This window comes from Burkholderia sp. COPS, assembly GCF_019425585.1.
GTDB classification, from domain to species: Bacteria; Pseudomonadota; Gammaproteobacteria; order Burkholderiales; family Burkholderiaceae; genus Burkholderia; species Burkholderia cepacia.
The window spans coordinates 72,885-91,961 of the sequence record NZ_WIXR01000014.1 but is presented as its reverse complement, the minus strand read 5'-3'; the positions used below and the strand labels follow the sequence as shown (position 1 = coordinate 91,961).

Genomic DNA, 19,077 nt, shown 5'->3' with positions numbered 1-19,077 from the left:
GGAGCGCGGAACGATGGAAAACCTGACGGAAGACATGAAGACGTGGTTCGAGATTTACATGCTCCAGAACCGCTATATCGGGCATCTCGACAACAACCGGCTCGAGGAGTGGCCGACGATGTTCACCGAGGACTGCACGTACGAAATCGTGCCGAAGGAGAACGCCGACCTCGGGCTGCCGGTCGGGATCGTCCACTGCACGAACCAGCGGATGCTGCGCGACCGCGTGGTGTCGCTGCGGCACGCGAACATCTACGAAGAGCATACGTACCGGCACATGACGTCGGGCCTGACGATCGTCGCGCAACGTGACGGCGAGATCGACACCGAGAGCAACTACGTCGTCGTGCAGACGCGCAGCAACGGCGAGTCGAACGTGTACCAGGCCGGCAAGTACTACGACACGGTCGTGCGCACGCCGGACGGGCTGCGCTACAAGACCAAGCGGGTGATCTACGACACGTCGCGCGTGCAGACGCTGCTCGCGACCCCGATCTGATACGCAAGCAAGGAACAGTCATGACTGAAGCAACGCTCGCCGAGTGGCATCCGCTCGGCGCTTTCGACGAATTCTCCGAAGCCGAACCGGCGGCGCGCGTCGCCGGCCAGAAGCCGATCGCCGTGTTCCGGATCGGCGACGAACTGTTCGCGATGCACGATCTCTGCACGCACGGCCATGCGCGGCTGTCCGAGGGTTATGTGGAGGACGGCTGCGTCGAATGCCCGCTGCACCAGGGGCTGATCGACATTCGCACGGGCGCGCCGAAATGCGCGCCGATCACGGAGCCGGTGCGTACCTATCCGATCCGGATCGTCGACGGGCAGGTGGAAGTCAATGTCGGCTGATCCGTTCGTGATCGTCGGCGCCGGCCATGCGGCGCGGCGCACGGCCGAAGCGCTGCGCGAACGCGACGCCGCGGCGCGCATCGTGATGATCGGCGCGGAACGCGAGCTGCCGTACGACCGGCCCGCGCTGTCGAAGGATGCGCTGCTGAGCGAGGGCGGCGAGCAGCGTGCGTTCGTGCGCGATGCCGCGTGGTACGACGCGCAGCGCATCGAGCTGCGGCTCGGCACGCGCGTCGACGCGATCGAGCGCGACGCATTGCGCGTGCGGCTCGACGACGGCACGACGCTGCCTTATGCGCGGCTCGTGCTGGCGACGGGCTCGCGGGTGCGCACGTTTGGCGGTGAGATCGACGAAGGCGTCGCGCCGCATTACGTCCGCACGGTCGACGATGCGCGTGCGTTGCGCGCGCAGCTCGCGCCGGGGCGCCGCGTGGCGGTGCTCGGGGGCGGTTTCATCGGCCTCGAGGTCGCGGCGGCGGCGCGCCAGCTCGGTTGCGACGTGACGGTGATCGATCCGGCGCCGCGCCTGCTGCAACGCGCGTTGCCGGAAGTCGTCGGCGCGTATGCGCATCGGCTGCACGACGCACGCGGCGTGGTCTTCCGGATGGCGACGCTGCCGCGCGCGATCCGTCGCGCGCCGGGCGGCGGCGCGATCGTCGAGACCGATCGTGGCGACGTGCCGGCCGATCTCGTCGTGGTCGGCATCGGGGTGGTGCCGAATGTCGAGCTCGCGCAGGCAGCGGGGCTCGATGTCGACAACGGGATACGCGTCGACGCGGGCTGCCGTACGGTCGATCCCTCGATCTTCGCGGCGGGCGAGGTGACGATGCACTTCAATCCGTTGCTCGGGCGTCACGTGCGGATCGAATCGTGGCAGGTGGCCGAAAACCAGCCGGCCGTCGCGGCGGCGAACCTGCTCGGTGCCGACGAAACCTATGCCGAGCTGCCGTGGTTGTGGTCCGATCAGTACGACTGCAACCTGCAGATGCTCGGGTTGTTCGGCAGCGAACGCACGATCGTCGTGCGCGGCGATCCGGCGAACGGGCCGTTCACGGTGTTCGGGCTGGGGGACGACGGCAGGATCGTCGCGGTGGCCGCGGCGAACCAGGGGCGCGACATCGGCGCATCGCGCCGGCTGATCGCGGCCGGGGCGGTGCCCGATCCGGTGAAGCTCGCCGATCCTGCGGTGAATTTGAAGACGTTCCTGTAACAGCAGCAGGCGCGGCGGGTATGGCGGGCGCGGTGGACGGATGGCGTCGGCGACGACGTCGCCAGCCGCGCGCCTGCCGGACGGTTGCACGACGTGGCGGGTGACGTTTTCCCCGGTGGCGGTCGCGCGGGGCCGTCGCGCTTCATGCCGCGCGTTTGTCGGCCGGTGCGAAATCGGGGATATTAGCGGCATCGCCGATTCGCCTGCCGCCATGACGCCAGACAAAGCCCTCGAACTGAAACGCAGCAAGCGCCGCGCGCTGTGGCTGCTGCTGGCCGCCGTCGCGGTGTTCGTCACGACGATCCTGCTGCCGCGTGGCCCGTGGGTCGACGGCTTCAAGGCCGTGGCCGAAGCCGCGATGGTCGGCGCGCTCGCCGACTGGTTCGCGGTCGTCGCCTTGTTCCGCCGTGTGCCGATCCCGTTCGTGTCGCGTCATACCGAGATCATTCCGAAGAACAAGGACAAGATCGCCGACAACCTCGCGGTGTTCGTGCGCGAGAAGTTCCTCGGCCCCGACGCGCTCGCCGCGCAGATCCGCCAGCACGATCCCGCGCAGAAACTCGGCGCTTGGCTCGGCGAACCGGCAAACACTGACGCGCTCGGCGGCTACGTGACGAAGCTGATGAGTTTCGCTCTCGACATGACCGACGACGCGCGGATCCAGTCGTTCGTCCACGATGCGTTTCGCGCGGTGATCGACCGGGTCGACCTGTCGCAATCGGCCGGCGCGATCCTCGACACGCTGACGAAGGACGGCCGTCACCAGGTGCTGCTCGACGACGCGATCGAACAGGTGGTCGACGTGCTCGACAAGGAAGAAAACCGCGAGGTGATCGCGGGCTTCATCGTCGAATGGCTGAAGACGCAGTACCCGAAGGTCGAGAAGATCATGCCGACGCAGTGGTTCGGCGAGAACGGCGCGCGGATGCTCGCGAGCGCGGTGAGCCGCGTGCTGGAGGGCGTGGCGGCGGACCCCGAGCACGAGCTGCGGCAGCGCTTCGACCGGACGGTCGTGCGGCTGACCGAGCGGTTGAAGCACGATCCCGCGTTCATCGCGAAGGGCGAGGAGATCAGGCGTTACGTTCGCGACGGCGCCGCGTTCAACGAGTATGTCCGCGACTTGTGGGATCAGTTGCGCGCGTGGCTGAAGGCCGATCTCGCGCGCCCCGATTCGGCGCTGCACCGGCAGGCCGCGACGCTCGGCGGCTGGCTCGGTGCGCGGCTGGCGGAGAGTCCGGCATTGCGCGCGTCGCTGAACGAGCATGTCGAGAAGGCGGTGCACGAGATGGCGCCGGATTTCGCGGATTTCCTGATGCGTCATATTCGCGACACGGTGCGCAACTGGGATGCGCGCGAGATGTCGCGGCAGATCGAGCTGAACATCGGCAAGGACCTGCAATACATCCGCATCAACGGCACGCTGGTTGGCGGGCTGATCGGGCTCGGGTTGTATCTGGTGTCGCTGGTGCCGCGCTGGGCGGCCGGCTGGCCGCACTGACGCGGCCACGGATATCGCGGGAGGGCGCGACGGGCCGCGCCCGCGCGTCATGCGTGCGCTTTTGCGCCGTGCAGTTGCAGGCCGAGCGCCTTGATGACCTTCAGGATGGTGCCGAAGCTGGGGTTGCCGTCGTGCGACAGCGCCTTGTACAGCCCTTCGCGCGACAGGCCCGCGTCGCGCGCGACCTGCGACATGCCGCGTGCGCGTGCGATCACGCCGAGCGCGTGCGCGATGAAGGCCGGATCGTCGCCGGCTTCCTGCAGGCACGCTTCGAAGTAGTCGGCCATGTCGTCTTCGGTCTTCAGATGGTCGGCCGAATCCCACGGCCGGGTGCTGATCTTGTCCATCGATTACTCCATGTCGAGGTGCGCGAGCATCGCGTGCGCGGCGCGTATGTCGGCCTGTTGCGTCGATTTATCGCCGCCGCAGAGCAGGATGACCCAGATCGTTCCGCGCCGGACGTAGTAGACGCGATAACCGGGGCCGTGGTCGATCCGCATCTCGACGACCGGCGAGCCCGCGGATTTCCAGTCACCCGGATTGCCCATCGACAGGCGGTCGATGCGTGCCTGGATGCGGCGCTTCGCGACGCGATCCCGCAGGCCGGCAAACCATGCGTCGAAGACGTCGGTGGTCCGGATGCTGAACGTAGGCGCACTGTAGGACATTGATTGCGGCATGTCAACCATGGTTCACAGATGGGTCGGGTTGGATCGGGCTATTCGGTAGCCGCTACATTAGGGCTGCCCGCTTCGTTTGCGTGCCAAATGGCCATTCGGCCGAAGTCGGAGTTCTGCGAATCCGTCTACAATCAATCACGTCTTTGCCGCCCGTGCGCGCTTGCCGCGCGCGGGCGGATCCGTTTGTCCTCCGCTATCCGGAGGCGCCGCCGCGCATCGCTCGTTGCGCGGCGGGCAGTGCCGTGGTTTGTGTCCAGTAGGTAAAGCGTCCGCGTGCCGTAGGCCGGCGCGCGTTCTGAACGCTGCGTGTCCGTAGGCCGGGCAGGCGGCATCAACCGAGAGTCCCCCATGAAAGCATCGGATCTGTTCGTGAAGGCGCTGGAAGCCGAAGGCGTCGAGTACGTGTTCGGCATTCCCGGCGAAGAAAACCTCGATCTGCTCGAATCGCTGCGGCGATCGAAGATCAAGCTCGTGCTGACCCGGCACGAGCAGGCGGCCGGGTTCATGGCCGCCACCTATGGCCGCCTGACGGGCCGTACCGGCGTGTGTATCGCCACGCTCGGGCCCGGCGCGACGAACTTCGTGACGGCCGCCGCGTATGCGCAGCTCGGCGGGATGCCGATGCTGATGATCACCGGGCAGAAGCCGATCAAGTCCAGCAAGCAGGGCCACTTCCAGATCGTCGACGTGGTCGACATGATGCAGCCGCTCACGAAGTTCACGCGGCAGATCGTGTCGATCGGCAACATCCCGTCGGCCGTGCGCGAGGCGTTCCGCCGCGCGGAGGAGGAGCGTCCGGGTGCCGCGCACCTCGAGCTGCCGGAAGACATCGCGCACGAGGAGGGCGACGGCAAGCCGATCCCGCGCAGCTACAGCCGGCGGCCGGTGGCGGAGGAAAAGGCGATCGCGCATGCGGTCGACGCGATCCAGGCCGCGCGCCATCCGCTGCTGATGATCGGTGCGGGCGGCAACCGCAAGACCACCTGCAAGATGCTGCTCGAATTCGTCGACAAGACGGGCATCCCGTTCTTCACGACGCAGATGGGCAAGGGCGTGATCGACGAGACGCACCCGCTGTGGCTCGGCAACGCGACGCTGTCCGACGGCGATTTCGTCCACCGCGCGATCGAGCATGCGGACTGCATCATCAACGTCGGCCACGACGTGATCGAGAAGCCGCCGTTCTTCATGCGTACCGACGACAAGACCGTGATCCACGTGAACTTCCTCGGCGCGCAGGTCGATCCCGTCTACTTCCCGCAGATCGAGGTGGTCGGCGACATCGCGAACGCGGTGTGGCAGATGAAGGAGGCGCTCGCACCGCAGCCGCACTGGGATTTCTCGCGCTTCACGATGATCAAGGCGCATTTCGACGCCCATCTGGAGAAGGGCCAGCACGATCCGCGCTTCCCGATGTATCCGGTGCGGATCGTCAACGATCTTTACAACGCGCTGCCGGTCGACGGCATCGTCTGTCTCGACAACGGGATGTACAAGATCTGGTTCGCGCGCTACTGGCGCGCGCACGAGCCGAATTCCCTGCTGCTCGACAACGCGCTCGCGTCGATGGGCGCCGGCCTGCCGTCGGCGATCGCGACGAAGATCGTGCACCCGCAGCGCAAGGTGATCGCCGTGTGCGGCGACGGCGGCTTCATGATGAATTCTCAGGAGCTCGAAACGGCGGTGCGCCTGAAGCTCGACATCGTCGTGATGATCCTGCGCGACGACGCCTTCGGGATGATCCGCTGGAAGCAGGAGAACATGAATTTCCCCGATTTCGCGATGACACTGCAGAACCCCGATTTCGTGTCGTATGCGCGAAGCTACGGCGCGCTCGGGCACCGCGTCGAATCGGCCGACGATCTCGAGCCGCTGCTGCGCGAGTGTTTCTCGACGCCGGGCGTGCACGTGATCGACGTGCCGATCGACTATTCGGACAACGAGCGCGTGCTGAACCGCGAGATCAAGCGCCTGTCGGCGCAACTTTGAATTCCCGTTCACAGGAAGGAGTCGTTCCATGTTGAAGGAAACCTATCCGTACTACCTCGCCAACGAAGCCGTCTACGCGAACACCGATCTGGAGGTGACCGACAAGTTCAGCGGCAAGGTCGCGACGCGCGTCGCGCTGGCCGACGCGAAGGCGATCGACGCGGCGATCGCCGCGGCCGTCGACGCGACGAAGCCGATGCGCGAGATGCCGGCCTACAAGCGGCAGGCCGTGCTCGATCATTGCGTCGCGCGGTTTCGCGAGCGCTTCGACGAGCTGGCCGAGGCGCTGTGCATCGAGGCCGGCAAGCCGATCAACGATTCGAAGGGCGAAGTGACGCGGCTGATCGACACGTTCCGCGTGGCGTCCGAGGAGTCGGTGCGCATCGACGGCGAGATCATCAACCTCGAGATCTCCGCGCGCGCGCAGGGCTATACGGGCTACACGAAGCGCGTGCCGGTCGGCCCGTGCTCGTTCATCTCGCCGTTCAACTTTCCGCTGAACCTCGCCGCGCACAAGGTCGCGCCCGCGCTCGCGGCCGGCTGTCCGTTCGTGCTGAAGCCCGCGAGCCGCACGCCGATCGGCGCGCTGATCATCGGCGAGGTACTCGCCGAAACCGACTTGCCGAAGGGCGCATTCTCGGTGCTGCCCGCGCATCGCGACGGCGCCGACCTGTTCACGACCGACGAGCGTTTCAAGCTGTTGTCGTTCACGGGGTCGCCGGCCGTCGGCTGGGCGCTGAAGGAAAAGGCCGGCAAGAAGAAAGTCGTGCTGGAGCTCGGCGGCAACGCGGCCGCGATCGTCGACGCGGATCAACGCGACCGGCTCGACTACGTGGTCGAGCGCCTCGCGTTCGGCGCGTACTACCAGTCGGGCCAGAGCTGCATCGGCGTGCAGCGGATCCTCGTCCATGCCGATCTGTACGACGCGCTGCGCGAGAAGCTGATCGCAAAGACGCGTTCGCTGAAGATGGGCGATCCGAAGGATCCGTCGACGTTCGTCGGCCCGATGATTTCCGAATCGGAATCGCGCCGGCTGTCGGGATGGATGGATGCGGCCGTCGCGGCGGGCGCGAAGATCGTCGCGGGCGGCAAGGTCGACGGCGCGATGTTCGAAGCGACGCTGCTGGAAAACGTCGGGCATGAGCAGGACCTGTACCGGAAGGAGGCGTTCGGCCCCGTCGCGATCCTCGAGAAGTTCGACCGGTTCGACGATGCGCTCGCCCGCGTGAACGACAGCGACTTCGGGCTGCAGGCCGGCGTGTTCACCGATTCGCTCACGCATGCGCAGCGCGCGTGGGACGAACTGGAAGTCGGCGGCGTCGTGATCAACGACGTGCCGTCGTTCCGCGTCGACAACATGCCGTACGGCGGCGTGAAGGATTCGGGCCTCGGCCGCGAAGGGATCCGCTACGCGATCGAGGACATGACCGAGCCGCGGCTGATGGTCGTGCGGCGCCGGTAACGCGGGGCGGGATGCGCGGTGCCGCGACGGCACGCGGGCGGGCGCAAGGCCGGCCCGCGTGCCGTTTTTCATGGCGTCGCGCGCAGCGTGCCGGCGCCGGGCCCCGCCGGGCTCGCATCGCGCCCGGATCGTGTCCGTATCGTGTCCGTATCGTGCCCGCCTCGCGTGGCGGGCTGCCGGAACACGCTCGACTACGGGACTCGCCTCGTGATGTAATCGCGCGAAACTGCCGACCGGGGTACGACGCCGGAAAGCGCGAATTCATTCTTCACGAGGTCGATTCATGTCTCCCGTCTCGGCATTCAAGCTGGTTTTGTTGTCATTTCTCGCGATCGTCGCGCTCGAATGCCTCGCCAAGCGGCTGCGGCTGCCGCCTGCGGCCGCGCTGCTGATCGGCGGCATCGGCATCGCGTTCATCCCCGGCCTGCCGCCGATCGATCTCGATCCCGAGCTGGTGCTGCTGGTGTTCCTGCCGCCGCTGCTGATGGACGGCGCGTACTTCTCGGTGTGGGAGGAGTTCAAGCGCAACGTCGGCGGCATCCTGCTGCTGGCGATCGGCGCGGTCGTGTTCACGACGTTCGCGGTCGGCTTCGCCGTGCACTGGGTGGCGCCGTCGCTGCCGTGGGCCGCGTGCTTCGCGCTCGGCGCGATCGTGTCGCCGCCCGACGCCGTTGCGGCGAAGGCCGTGCTCGAACGCGTCGCGCTGCCGCGCCGGCTGATGGTGCTGCTCGAAGGCGAGAGCCTGCTGAACGATGCGGCCGGCCTCGTGCTGTTCCGCTTCGCGGTCGCGGCCGCGCTCACCGGCGCATTCAGCCTCGAGCACGCGGTCGTGCGCTTCGCGGAGCTCGGGCTCGGCGGCGTGGCGATCGGCTTCGTGGTCGGCAAGCTCGTCGTGTGGTTCCTGAAGCAGCTCGACGACGACTATCTCGTGATCACCGTCGCGGTGATCACCGGCTGGATCGCCTATATCGCGGGCGAAATGGTCGAGGTATCCGGCGTGATCGCCACCGTCACGGCCGGCATGATCGTCGGCTGGCATCAGCACGAGGTGTTCTCGGCGGCCGTGCGCACGCGCGGCACCGCGTTCTGGCAGGTCATCGTGTTCCTGCTCGAAGCGATGGTGTTCGTGTTGATCGGGCTGTCGCTGCGCGGTGCGATCCACCGGCTCGGCGGCTTCGAGCAGGTGCTCGCGACGATGGTGCCGCCGATGTTCGCGGTGCTGGCGGCGGTGATCGTGTCGCGCTTCGTGTGGATCTATGCGGTCGAGGCGCTGAAGTGGCCGGTGCGGGGGATCGCGCGGCGCGGCGAGGCGCCGGACTGGAAGGCCGCGACGATCATGAGCTGGGCCGGGATGCGCGGCGTCGTCACGCTGGCGATCGCGCTGTCGTTGCCCGAGGCGATGCCCGGTCGCGACGTGATCCTGGTCGCGTCGTTCGCGGTGATCCTCGTCACCGTGCTGCTGCAGGGCACGACGATCGGGCCGCTGATCCGGCTGCTGCGCCTGCCGCAGCGCGAAGAACGCGCGGCGCACCACCTGACCGAGCCGCAGACGTGGGCGTACGTCGAGGCCGCGCAACTCGCGGCGATCCAGCCGCTCGTGCGCGACGAGAACGGGGTCGTGATCCATCCGCGCCTGCTCGAGCAGTACACGTATCGCGCGGAGTTGACCGAGCGGGCGAAGGACGAGCCGGCGTACCCGGCGGAAGTGCGCACCGCGCACTACGACGTCGTGCTGGCCGCGATCAGGGCCGGGCGCGCCGAATTGTTGCGCCTGCACCGTTCGGGCCGCATCCACGACGAAATGCTGCACGCGCTCGAACGCGACCTCGACCTGCAGGAAGTGTCCGCGCAACACGCGCGCGGATAGGGCTGCGCGGCGCCGTCATCCCGTCATCCGGCGGCCGTTGCCGGCGACCGGAAGCGCGCATGGGCAGATCGTTGCCCGGCGCGCTTTTTTTCTTCGTCACGCCCGCCGATTGGGCGCATTTCAACCCGGCCCCAAATGCGGCGGACAACCGGCCTTGCAGCGCATGCAAACCTTATGGCGCCGGTCTCGCAAACGTTATCGTCTTTCGAATCCGGAAATGATCTGATTTTACTGATTCCGTCTCTTTCTGCATATTTGGCAAAACTAAACCGGAAGGAGATAGATGCTGTGTTCTAATTTCATTTAGAATCAGCCGGTTATGTTTATTGAGAGAAAGGATGCGGAGGTAATGCGGCCGCCAACGGGGAGAAATCGGCGTCCGGATCCCTGCAAGGCCAATGCCGACAGGCCAAATCGGCGGAATCGGGCGGTTTTTTCAACCGCCTAATTAAGATAGCGTCCAAGTCTGATAAACAACTCCTATGAAAGAATCGATTGGAGAATCGGCGTTTGAAACTGTATTTATGAAAGAATCGAGCGTTGATAATGCCTCGGATTGTCTTGAATCGGGGTTATCGGTCCTTCTCGTCGACGATCAACCGTTCGTCGGCGAGGTGATCCGCCGCGCGCTGCGCGGCGAACACGACATCGACCTGCACGTGTGCACCGACGCGCACCGGGCGATGGCGGTCGCGCGCGACGTGAAGCCGACGGTCATCCTGCAGGATCTCGTGATGCCGGAGATCGACGGCCTCGATCTCGTCCGTGCGTGGCGCGCGGACGCCGGCACGGCTCGCGTGCCGATCATCGTGCTGTCCGCGAAGGAGGAGCCGATCGTCAAGCGCGAGGCGTTCATCGCCGGCGCGAACGACTATCTGGTGAAGCTCCCCGACGCGATGGAACTGGCCGCACGGATCCGCTATCACTCGAATTCGTACCTGATGTCCCGGCAGCGCGACGAGGCGCTCGATTTCCTGTCGCACGACATGCGTTCGCCGCAGACGTCGATCCTCGCGCTGCTCGACGTCTACCGCGCCGAGCACGGCGAGATGCCGGCGATCATGGAACGCATTGCCGGCCATGCGCGGCGCGCGCTCGCGCTTGCCGACGGCTTCATTCACCTGACCCGCGCGCGGTCCGAGCGCCGCGCGCATGAGGTCGTGAGCCTCAACGAGATCGTGCTCGACGCCGTCGACCAGCTGTGGGAGAAGGCGGCCGGGCTCGGCAGCCGGGTCACCGCGCACGTGCCCGATACCGAGTGCGTGACGATGGGCGACCGCATGATGCTGACGCGCGCGGTCGCGAACCTGATCGACAACGGGCTGAAGTACGGCCCGGCCGGCACGGACGTGCACTGCACGCTGAGCGGCGAGGACGATGCATGGCTGATCGGCGTCGAGGATTCCGGCGCGGGAATCGCGCCGGAGCAGCGCACCGCCGCGACCGAGTCGTTCGTGCAGCTCGAGTCCGCGCATGGCGCGGCGCGCGGCGGCTTCGGCCTCGGGCTCGCGTTCGTCCGCGCGACGGCGGCGCGGCATCGCGGCCAGATCCTGATGCGCAATACGGCGCGCGGCTTCATGGTCGCGCTTCGGCTGCCGGCGCAAGCGGAGCGGTGATGTCACGGCGCGGCCTGCCGGCGCCGCGCTGCCCGCAAGCCCTGATGCGCTCGTGGCGCGCCGTCCGGCGCGCAGGCGGGCGCGGATTTTTTCAACGCTGATATAGAAAGCCCATAACGAACATGGCCACCGTGACGCCCCGCGCGACCAATGAAAGCCTGCATCCGACGATCGGCGCTGCCCGGCTGACGCTCGGCAATCGCATCCTGCTCAGCTTCGGCGTGCTGTTCGTGCTGATGCTGGTGACAGCCGGCGTGTCCTACGAGCGCTTGCGTGCAATCAACAGCGAAGCCGTCAGCATCGAGCGCGATTCGCTGCCCGGCGTTTACCTCGCGTCGTCGCTGCGCGGCGCAGTGAATGAATCATTCATGCTGCTGCAGCAGGCGACGTTCGTCGAGACCGATCCCGAAAGCGTCCAGCGCGATCTCGCGAAGATCGCCGAAGTGGCGAAGGACATCGATTCGTTGTCGGTCGAGTACCAGAACTCGATATTTCGCGACGACGACCGGCAGCGCTTCGCGACCTTCCGGGGCACCTACGACCACTACCTGCCGCTGCTGAACGAAGCGGTGCAGCGGCACCGTCAATCGCACGACGACGCGGTCGCCGGGTATTCGAAGGTGCAGCCCGCATGGGCCGAGGTCGTGCGCAACGCGAATATTCTCGTGCAGGAAAACCGCAAGTTCGCCGATCAGTCGGCGAAGCTGATCCGTGAATCCGTGCAGGACACCGAGGTCGTGCTCGCGACCGCGCTGGCGATCATGCTGCTGTCCGCGCTCGGGTTCGGCTACATGCTGTACCGTTCGGTCACCGTCCCGATGGCGCGGCTCGTCGAGGTGCACGACGTGATGCGTACCGGCAACCTGACGCGCCGCCTCGACCTGCGCCGCCGCGACGAATTCGGCACGCTCGAGACGGGCTTCAACCGGATGGCCGACGAACTGACCGAGCTCGTCGCGCGTGCGCAGCAGTCGTCGCTGCAGGTGACGACGTCGGTCGCCGAGATCGCGGCGACGTCGCGCGAGCAGCAGGCGACCGCGAACGAAACCGCGGCGACGACGACCGAGATCGGCGCGACCTCGCGCGAAATCTTCGCGACGTCGCGCGACCTGGTGCGCACGATGAACGAGGTGGCCGGCGTGGCGGAGCAGTCGGCCACACTCGCGGGCGTGAGCCAGAGCGGGCTCACGCGGATGGGCGAGACGATGCGCAGCGTGATGGACGCGGCCGGCTCGGTGAACGCGAAGCTCGCGATCCTCAACGAGAAGGCGCTGAACATCAACCAGGTGGTCGCGACCATCACCAAGGTGGCCGACCAGACCAACCTGCTGTCGCTGAACGCCGCGATCGAGGCCGAGAAAGCCGGCGAGTACGGCCGCGGCTTCGCGGTCGTCGCGACCGAGATCCGCCGCCTCGCCGACCAGACGGCGGTCGCGACCTACGATATCGAGCAGACGGTGAAGGAAATCCAGTCGGCGGTATCGGCGGGCGTGATGGGGATGGACAAGTTCTCCGAGGAAGTGCGCCGGGGGATGCTCGACGTGCAGCAGGTCGGCGGGCAGCTGTCGCAGATCATCGCCGAGGTGCAGACGCTCTCGCCGCGCTTCCAGATGGTCAACGAAGGGATGCAGACGCAGGCGAACGGCGCGGAGCAGATCACGCAGGCGCTGTCGCAGCTGTCGGAGGCCGCGCAGCAGACGGCCGAGTCGCTGCGCCAGTCGTCGCAGGCGATCGACGACCTGACGCTCGTCGCGAACCAGTTGCGCACCAGCGTGTCGCGCTTCAAGGTCGACGCGTGACGCGCGCCGACACGCAGAACGGCGCGCACGCGCTGTTCCTGATGTTCGAGCTCGACGGCGAACGCTATGCGCTCGACGCGGCCGGCATCGACGAGGTGCTGCCGCTCGCGGTCACGAAGGCCGTGCCCGGCGCACCCGAATGGATTGCCGGGTTGCTGATGCGCGGCGGCCAGCCGGTGCCGGTGATCGACGTGCCGATGCTGGCGCTCGGGCGCCGCGCGCATGCACTGCGCTCGACGCGGCTCGTGATGGTCCGCTACCGGGCGCACGAGGCGGGCGGCGAGCGCACGATCGGGCTGATCGTCGAGCGTGCGACGCAGACGATGCGGATCGACCGCGCGGCGTTTCGCGCGAGCGGCATCTCGACCGCGCGCACGCGCTGGCTCGGGCCCGTCGCGAATACGCCCGACGGCGTCGTGCAGCAGGTATCGGTTGCTGACCTGATCGACGACGTTGCACGCCTGTATCTGTTCGACGACGGCCTGCCGGGCCACGGGGGAGAATCCGCATGAAAGAGTCCGAATCGCGATTTCGCGGCTGGCTGCTGCGCGAGACCGGCATCGACCCCGATTCGCTCGGCAACGATTTCCTGACCCGCGCGCTGACGGAGCGCGTGCACGCGCTGCAGGCGGACGGCGAGCGCCTGTCGTCGGCGGCGCGGCCGCCCGTGACGCAGGACGCGCTCGACGCCTACTGGCAGCAGCTCAACGCATCGGCCGACGAACGGCGTGCGCTGATCGAGCTGTTCGTCGTGCCCGAGACCTGGTTCTTCCGCGACCGCGAAGCCTTCGCGACGCTCGCGCGGCTCGCGGCCGACCGGCTCGCGGCGCTGCCCGGCCGCGTGATCCGCGTGCTGAGCGCGCCGTGCTCGACGGGCGAGGAACCGTTTTCGGCGGCGATGGCGCTGCTCGACGCGGGGCTCGACCCGGCCAGTTTCACGATCGACGCGATCGACCTCAGCCCGCGCGCGATCGAGCAGGCGCGGCTCGGCTGTTACGGGCGCAACGCGTTCCGCGGCACCGCGACGGAGTTTCGCGCGCGGCACTTCACGCCGACCCGCGAGGGCTGGCTGCTCGACGAGCGCGTACGCGCCTGTGTGCAGTTCAGCCAGGCGAACCTCGTCGACCCGGTGGCGGACACGGGCCTTCGCTACGATTTCGTGTTCTGCCGCAACGTGCTGATCTACTTCGATCGCGACGCGCAGGATCGCGTGATCCGCTCGCTCGGCGAGCGTCTTGCCGACGACGGTGTGCTGTTCGTCGGGCCGGCCGAGACGGGGGTCGCGATGCGGCACGGGATGCGCTCGGCGCGCGTGCCGCTGGCATTCGCGTTTCATCGCGAGCCCGCCGGCGCGGCGCCCGATGCCTACGCGGCCCGGCCGGCGGCGCCGCTGTCCGTGGCGGCGGCGCCGTACCGGCGCGCGGAGCGCTTCACGGTCGCGCCGCCCGCGGCGACACGCCCGGTGCTGGCGGTCGCGCCGCCGGCCTGGCTCGGCGACGCACGCGAGCCGTTCGCGGCGGCGCCGCCGGCCATGCCCACGGCCGCGTTCGACGCGCGGGCCGAGCTGCCGGCAGTGGCGGCCGAACCGGTTGCGCCCGTTGCCACGGGCGCGCCGGTGGCCGAAGGCCCCGCGCCGACGCTGGAAGACGCACAGGCGCTGGCGAATGCCGGCGCGTTCGACGAGGCCGAGCGCGTGCTCGCGCAGTTCTCGGCGCGCGTCGGGCCGCATGCCGATGCGTTCTACCTGAACGGGCTGATCGCGGATGCGCGCGGGCGCGCATCGGAAGCCGGCGACTTCTACAGGAAGGCGCTGTACCTGCGGCCCACGCATCACGAAGCGCTGACCCATCTCGCGACGCTGCTCGACGTCGGCGGCGATCGCGCGGGCGCGCAATGGCTGCTCGAGCGTGCACGGCGCTCGGCCGGCTGACAAGACTACGGTTGGGGACCGACACCGCGATGACCAGAGGAATTCATGAACCGCGCCGCCGCTGCCTTTGACGAGACGACGATCGACGTCGACGATTGCTGGAACCGGATCGGCACGCGCGGCGACCGCACGTGCGAGCGGCTGAACGAGTGCCTGCGCTGCCTGAACTGCCCGGTGTATGCGTATCACGCGGCGAAGCTGCTCGAGCGCCCGCTCGGCGGGGCGGAGATGGCCGACGCCACGCGCCGGATGAGCGCGCCCGGCGCGCCGCACGTGCGCGACGCCGACGCCGATACGCGCCATGCGGCGCTGGCGTTCCGCGTGGCCGACGAATGGCTCGCGCTGCCGATCGGCGTGCTGCGCGAGATCGCCGGCACGCGGCCGATCCATTCGCTGCCGCATCGCCGCAATTCGGCCGTGCGCGGCGTGGTCAACATCCGCGGCACGCTGCGCATCGCGATCTCGATCGGCGCGCTGCTCGGACTCGATGTCGGCAAGGGCGGCAAGGGCGGCAAGGGCGGCAAGGGCGGTGACGACGGCCGCTTCACGCGGCTGCTGGTCGCCGCGCACCAGGGCGAGCCGGTCGTGTTTCCGGTCGACGAAGTCGAGGGTGTGTTGCGTTTCGGCGCATCCGACTGGGTGCCCGTGCCGGCCACGGTCGGGCGCGCGAGCGCCGGCCTGTCGCGCGGCGTGCTGTCGTGGCGCGGCAAGTCGGTGGGCCTGCTCGACGACGACCGCCTGTTCGACGCAGTCACACGGAGCATGCGATGAGCGGCGATGACGACCTGAGCCACCTGTCGCTGCTCGAGCTGTATCGCGAGGAGACGCGCACGCAGACCCAGGCGCTGTCCGAACGGCTGCTCGCGCTCGAGTCGGGCGAGCCCGATTCCGTCGCGCTCGAGGCATGCATGCGCGCCGCGCATTCGCTGAAGGGGGCCGCGCGCATCGTCGGCGTGCCGCTCGGCGTCGACATCGCGGGGCGGATGGAGGAGTGCTTCGTCGCCGCGCAGGCCGGCACGATCGCGCTGACGGCCACGCACGTCGACGTGCTGCTGGCGGGCGTCGATTTGCTGGTGCGCGTCGGCGATCCGCAGGCGCAGCCGGTGACGCAGACGGAGATCGACGTGTTCGCGGCGGCGCTCACGGGCGCCGACGGCGCGCAGACGATGCAGGTGTCGGGCGCCGTCCCGCCGCAGGCGCCGCCGACGGTCGTGCCGTATCGCGAGCACGACGGTGCCGCGAACGAGCCCGTCGGGGCGAGTGCCGCGGTGCCGCCGCTTGCGGTCTCCGGCGCGGTGCCCGATCCGGTCCAGGCCGGCCGCGTGGCCGGCGCCGGCGCGATGCGCCGCGTGCGCGCGGATACGTTGAACCGGCTGCTGAGCCTGTCCGGCGAATCGCTGGTCGAATCGCGCTGGCTCAAGCCGTTCGCCGAATCGATGCTGCGCGTGAAGCGCGCGCAGCGCGACGCCGCCCGCTCGCTCGATTTGATGTACGAACAGTTCGCCGACGATCTCGATGCGGGCATGCTCGCGTCGATGAACGAAGTCCGGCACATGCTGAACGACCTGCAGCGCTCGCTCGCCGAGCGCATGGACGAATTCGACCGCTTCGAGCGGCGCAGCACGCATATCGCCGAGCAGCTGTACGACGAGGCGCTGCAATGCCGGATGCGGCCGTTCGGCGACGCGACGCGTGCGTATCCGCGCATCGTCCGCGATCTCGCGCGCTCGCTCGGCAAGCAGGTGCGTTTCTCGATCGTCGGCGAGGGCACGCAGGTCGACCGCGACATCCTCGACCTGCTCGACGCGCCGCTCGGCCACCTGCTGCGCAACGCGATCGACCACGGCGTCGATTCGCCGGAGGCGCGGCGTGCGCGCGGCAAGCCGGCCGAGGCGAGCGTGACGCTGGAAGCGCGCCACAGTGCCGGCTCGCTGCTGGTCAGCGTGATCGACGACGGCCCGGGCGTCGACATGGACGCGCTGCGCGCGGCCGTCGTGCGCCAGCGCCTGACCGACGACGAGACGGCCGCGCGGCTGTCCGATCCCGAACTGCTCGAATTCCTGCTGTTGCCGGGTTTCTCGATGCGCGATGCGGTGACCGACGTGTCGGGCCGCGGCGTCGGCCTCGATGCGGTGCAGGAGATGGTGCGAGGCGTGCGCGGCGCGGTGCGGATCTTCAACGAGCCGGGCGCGGGCATGCGTTTCGTGCTGCAGCTGCCGCTCACGCTGTCGGTGATCCGCAGCCTGCTCGTCGAGGTCGGCGGCGAGCCGTATGCGTTCCCGCTCGCGCACGTGCGCCGCACGCTCGAACTCTCGCACGACGATATCGACGTGCTCGAAGGGCAGCCGCATTTCCCGTTCGACGGCCGGCGTGCGGGCCTCGTCGCCGCGCATCAGCTGCTCGACGCGGGTGAGCCCGACGTCGCGCGCACGAGCACGGCGGTCGTGGTCGTCGGCGGGGAACCCGAGCTGTACGGCGTCGCGGTCGACCGCTTCCTCGGCGAGCGCATGCTCGTCGTGCAGCCGCTCGACAGCCGCCTGCACAAGATCCAGAACATCGCGGCCGGCGCGCTGCTCGAGAACGGCGACCCGGTGCTGATCGTCGACGTCGAGGACCTGATCCGCTCGGTCGACAAGCTCGTGCGCGGCGGGCAGCTCGCGCGGCTCACGCGCGACCCGCAACTGGCGCTGGCCGACCGGCGGCGCCGCGTGCTGGTCGTCGACGATTCGCTGACGGTGCGCGAGCTCGAACGCAAGCTGCTGGAGAAGCGCGGCTACGACGTGACGGTCGCGGTCGACGGGATGGAGGGCTGGAACGCGGTGCGCAGCGATGCGTTCGATCTCGTCGTCACCGACGTCGACATGCCGCGCATGGACGGCATCGAGCTCGTCACGCTGATCAAGGGCGATCCGATGCTCAAGCGCGTGCCGGTGATGATCGTGTCGTACAAGGATCGCGACGAGGATCGCCGTCGCGGGCTCGACGCGGGCGCCGACTACTACCTCGCGAAGAGCAGCTTCCACGACGAGGCGCTGCTCGACGCCGTGCACGACCTGATCGGGGACGCGCGAGGATGAACATCGGCATCGTCAACGACTTGCCGCTGGCCGTGGAGGCGCTGCGCCGCGTGATCGCGCTGCGCACCGACCATCGCGTGCTGTGGGTCGCGACCGACGGCGACGAGGCGGTGGATTTCTGCGTCGCGCATCCGCCCGATCTCGTGCTGATGGATCTCGTGATGCCGAAGGTCGACGGTGTCGCGGCGACGCGCCGGATCATGGCGCGCGCGCCCTGCGCGATCCTGATCGTGACGGCGAGCGTCAGCGCGAACACGTCGTCGGTCTACGAGGCGATGGGCGCGGGTGCGCTCGATGCGGTCGACACGCCGACGCTTGCGCTCGGGCTGTCGGCCGATGCGTCGCCGCAGGCGCTGCTCGCGAAGATCGACCAGATCGGCCGGCTGCTCGAAAGCCGTTCCGCGGCGCTCGTGCCGCCGGGGCCCGCGCCCGAGCGCGGCCAGCCGACGCTCGTCGCGATCGGCGCATCGGCGGGCGGGCCGACCGCGCTGACCGCGCTGCTGCGCGCGCTGCCGGCCGACTTTCCGGCGGCGATCGTGATCATCCAGCATGTCGACCAGGCGTTCGCGCTCGGGATGGCCGAGTGGCTCGACGGCTATACGCGGCTGCCGGTGCGCGTCGCGCGGCAGGGCAGCGTGCCGCAGGCCGGCGAGGTGCTGCTCGCGGCGACCAACGATCACCTTTACCTGTCGCCGCGCGGCGTGCTCGGCTATACGCGGCATCCGGTCGAGACACCGTACCGGCCGTCGATCGACGTGTTCTTCAACAGCGTCGCCGACGGCTGGCAGGGCGAAGCGTTCGGCGTGCTGCTGACGGGCATGGGGCGCGACGGCGCGCTCGGCCTGAAGGCGATGCGCGCGAAGGGCTGCCACACGATCGCGCAGGACGAAGCGACGAGCGCCGTGTACGGAATGCCGAAGGCGGCCGCCGCGATCGGGGCGGCGTCGGCGATCCTGCCGCTCGAACGGATCGCGCCCCAGCTGATCTCGCGCATCACGCGTCCGCTGCGCGACTGACGGCGTTCAACGGGCCGGCGACGCCGTCCCGTTCCGCTGCGCCGTCGGCCGCATTGCGGGCGGCGCGGAGCGTCGCGTACTCGCGTA

Annotated in this window: 16 protein-coding genes; 14 read left to right on the top strand and 2 right to left on the bottom strand. The window is 68.5% G+C overall.

Annotation, left to right across the window (positions count from 1 at the left end):
• Positions 1–13 precede the first annotated feature (13 nt).
• From andAd to FOZ70_RS12455, 4 genes are all read left to right on the top strand, one after another.
• On the top strand, positions 14–499 hold the full coding sequence (gene andAd, locus FOZ70_RS12470; protein ID WP_048022184.1) for an anthranilate 1,2-dioxygenase small subunit AndAd: 486 nt from the start codon (positions 14–16) through the stop codon (positions 497–499).
• A gap of 20 nt (positions 500–519) precedes the next feature.
• Positions 520–846 carry an anthranilate 1,2-dioxygenase ferredoxin subunit AndAb gene (andAb, locus tag FOZ70_RS12465; RefSeq protein ID WP_219705965.1) on the top strand — a complete coding sequence of 109 codons (327 nt, stop codon included), beginning with the start codon at positions 520–522 and terminating at the stop codon, positions 844–846.
• Entirely contained in the window at positions 836–2,056 is a 1,221-nt protein-coding gene (gene andAa / locus FOZ70_RS12460) for an anthranilate 1,2-dioxygenase system ferredoxin--NAD(+) reductase (protein WP_219705964.1), read from the top strand. Before andAb ends, andAa begins: the two co-directional genes overlap by 11 nt.
• 211 nt (positions 2,057–2,267) lie before the next feature.
• Entirely contained in the window at positions 2,268–3,554 is a 1,287-nt protein-coding gene (locus FOZ70_RS12455) for a DUF445 domain-containing protein (protein WP_021157291.1), read from the top strand.
• Positions 3,555–3,601: 47 nt separating this feature from the next.
• Here FOZ70_RS12455 and FOZ70_RS12450 read toward each other — a convergent pair whose 3' ends face one another.
• Together FOZ70_RS12450 and FOZ70_RS12445 are read right to left on the bottom strand one after the other, a co-directional pair.
• The gene (locus FOZ70_RS12450) at positions 3,602–3,901 is read right to left on the bottom strand and encodes an addiction module antidote protein (RefSeq protein ID WP_021157290.1); all 300 of its coding nucleotides are present in this window, start codon (positions 3,899–3,901) and stop codon (positions 3,602–3,604) included.
• Between the two features lie 3 nt (positions 3,902–3,904).
• Positions 3,905–4,222 carry a type II toxin-antitoxin system RelE/ParE family toxin gene (locus FOZ70_RS12445; protein ID WP_124588372.1) on the bottom strand — a complete coding sequence of 106 codons (318 nt, stop codon included), beginning with the start codon at positions 4,220–4,222 and terminating at the stop codon, positions 3,905–3,907.
• 360 nt (positions 4,223–4,582) lie between these two features.
• Here FOZ70_RS12445 and FOZ70_RS12440 point away from each other — a divergent pair, with 360 nt between their 5' ends.
• The 10 genes from FOZ70_RS12440 (at position 4,583) to FOZ70_RS12395 (ending at position 18,990) form a co-directional block, all read left to right on the top strand.
• A complete protein-coding gene (locus FOZ70_RS12440) occupies positions 4,583–6,223 on the top strand; it encodes an acetolactate synthase large subunit (protein ID WP_219705963.1) in 1,641 nt (546 codons plus the stop codon).
• Between the two features lie 28 nt (positions 6,224–6,251).
• Positions 6,252–7,685, top strand: a complete 1,434-nt coding sequence (locus tag FOZ70_RS12435) for an aldehyde dehydrogenase family protein (protein WP_059493603.1) — start codon at positions 6,252–6,254, stop codon at positions 7,683–7,685.
• A gap of 283 nt (positions 7,686–7,968) precedes the next feature.
• Positions 7,969–9,552 carry a Na+/H+ antiporter gene (locus FOZ70_RS12430; protein WP_021157285.1) on the top strand — a complete coding sequence of 528 codons (1,584 nt, stop codon included), beginning with the start codon at positions 7,969–7,971 and terminating at the stop codon, positions 9,550–9,552.
• A gap of 482 nt (positions 9,553–10,034) precedes the next feature.
• Positions 10,035–11,168 carry a hybrid sensor histidine kinase/response regulator gene (locus FOZ70_RS12425; protein ID WP_219705962.1) on the top strand — a complete coding sequence of 378 codons (1,134 nt, stop codon included), beginning with the start codon at positions 10,035–10,037 and terminating at the stop codon, positions 11,166–11,168.
• A gap of 122 nt (positions 11,169–11,290) precedes the next feature.
• Positions 11,291–12,967 (top strand): methyl-accepting chemotaxis protein, encoded by a 1,677-nt coding sequence (locus FOZ70_RS12420; RefSeq protein WP_042973283.1) that lies wholly within the window; start codon positions 11,291–11,293, stop codon positions 12,965–12,967.
• On the top strand, positions 12,964–13,479 hold the full coding sequence (locus tag FOZ70_RS12415; RefSeq protein ID WP_048022196.1) for a chemotaxis protein CheW: 516 nt from the start codon (positions 12,964–12,966) through the stop codon (positions 13,477–13,479). Before FOZ70_RS12420 ends, FOZ70_RS12415 begins: the two co-directional genes overlap by 4 nt.
• Complete coding sequence (locus FOZ70_RS12410; protein ID WP_219705961.1) at positions 13,476–14,897, top strand: CheR family methyltransferase; 1,422 nt, start codon at positions 13,476–13,478, stop codon at positions 14,895–14,897. The genes FOZ70_RS12415 and FOZ70_RS12410 overlap by 4 nt, the downstream gene beginning before the upstream one ends.
• A gap of 45 nt (positions 14,898–14,942) precedes the next feature.
• On the top strand, positions 14,943–15,668 hold the full coding sequence (locus tag FOZ70_RS12405) for a chemotaxis protein CheW (protein ID WP_059622263.1): 726 nt from the start codon (positions 14,943–14,945) through the stop codon (positions 15,666–15,668).
• A complete protein-coding gene (locus FOZ70_RS12400) occupies positions 15,665–17,974 on the top strand; it encodes a hybrid sensor histidine kinase/response regulator (RefSeq protein ID WP_048022202.1) in 2,310 nt (769 codons plus the stop codon). Before FOZ70_RS12405 ends, FOZ70_RS12400 begins: the two co-directional genes overlap by 4 nt.
• The gene (locus FOZ70_RS12395; protein ID WP_048022204.1) at positions 17,971–18,990 is read left to right on the top strand and encodes a chemotaxis response regulator protein-glutamate methylesterase; all 1,020 of its coding nucleotides are present in this window, start codon (positions 17,971–17,973) and stop codon (positions 18,988–18,990) included. The genes FOZ70_RS12400 and FOZ70_RS12395 overlap by 4 nt, the downstream gene beginning before the upstream one ends.
• Positions 18,991–19,077: the final 87 nt, after the last annotated feature.

Excerpts from the sequence above, each read along its gene's own strand:
- andAd (WP_048022184.1), top strand. The coding sequence starts at position 14 with ATGGAAAACCTGACGGAAGACATGAAGACGTGGTTCGAGATTTACATG.
- andAb (WP_219705965.1), top strand. The coding sequence starts at position 520 with ATGACTGAAGCAACGCTCGCCGAGTGGCATCCGCTCGGCGCTTTCGAC.
- andAa (WP_219705964.1), top strand. The coding sequence starts at position 836 with ATGTCGGCTGATCCGTTCGTGATCGTCGGCGCCGGCCATGCGGCGCGG.
- FOZ70_RS12455 (WP_021157291.1), top strand. The coding sequence starts at position 2,268 with ATGACGCCAGACAAAGCCCTCGAACTGAAACGCAGCAAGCGCCGCGCG.
- FOZ70_RS12450 (WP_021157290.1), bottom strand. The coding sequence starts at position 3,901 with ATGGACAAGATCAGCACCCGGCCGTGGGATTCGGCCGACCATCTGAAG.
- FOZ70_RS12445 (WP_124588372.1), bottom strand. The coding sequence starts at position 4,222 with ATGTCCTACAGTGCGCCTACGTTCAGCATCCGGACCACCGACGTCTTC.
- FOZ70_RS12440 (WP_219705963.1), top strand. The coding sequence starts at position 4,583 with ATGAAAGCATCGGATCTGTTCGTGAAGGCGCTGGAAGCCGAAGGCGTC.
- FOZ70_RS12435 (WP_059493603.1), top strand. The coding sequence starts at position 6,252 with ATGTTGAAGGAAACCTATCCGTACTACCTCGCCAACGAAGCCGTCTAC.
- FOZ70_RS12430 (WP_021157285.1), top strand. The coding sequence starts at position 7,969 with ATGTCTCCCGTCTCGGCATTCAAGCTGGTTTTGTTGTCATTTCTCGCG.
- FOZ70_RS12425 (WP_219705962.1), top strand. The coding sequence starts at position 10,035 with ATGAAAGAATCGATTGGAGAATCGGCGTTTGAAACTGTATTTATGAAA.
- FOZ70_RS12420 (WP_042973283.1), top strand. The coding sequence starts at position 11,291 with ATGGCCACCGTGACGCCCCGCGCGACCAATGAAAGCCTGCATCCGACG.
- FOZ70_RS12410 (WP_219705961.1), top strand. The coding sequence starts at position 13,476 with ATGAAAGAGTCCGAATCGCGATTTCGCGGCTGGCTGCTGCGCGAGACC.
- FOZ70_RS12405 (WP_059622263.1), top strand. The coding sequence starts at position 14,943 with ATGAACCGCGCCGCCGCTGCCTTTGACGAGACGACGATCGACGTCGAC.
- FOZ70_RS12400 (WP_048022202.1), top strand. The coding sequence starts at position 15,665 with ATGAGCGGCGATGACGACCTGAGCCACCTGTCGCTGCTCGAGCTGTAT.
- FOZ70_RS12395 (WP_048022204.1), top strand. The coding sequence starts at position 17,971 with ATGAACATCGGCATCGTCAACGACTTGCCGCTGGCCGTGGAGGCGCTG.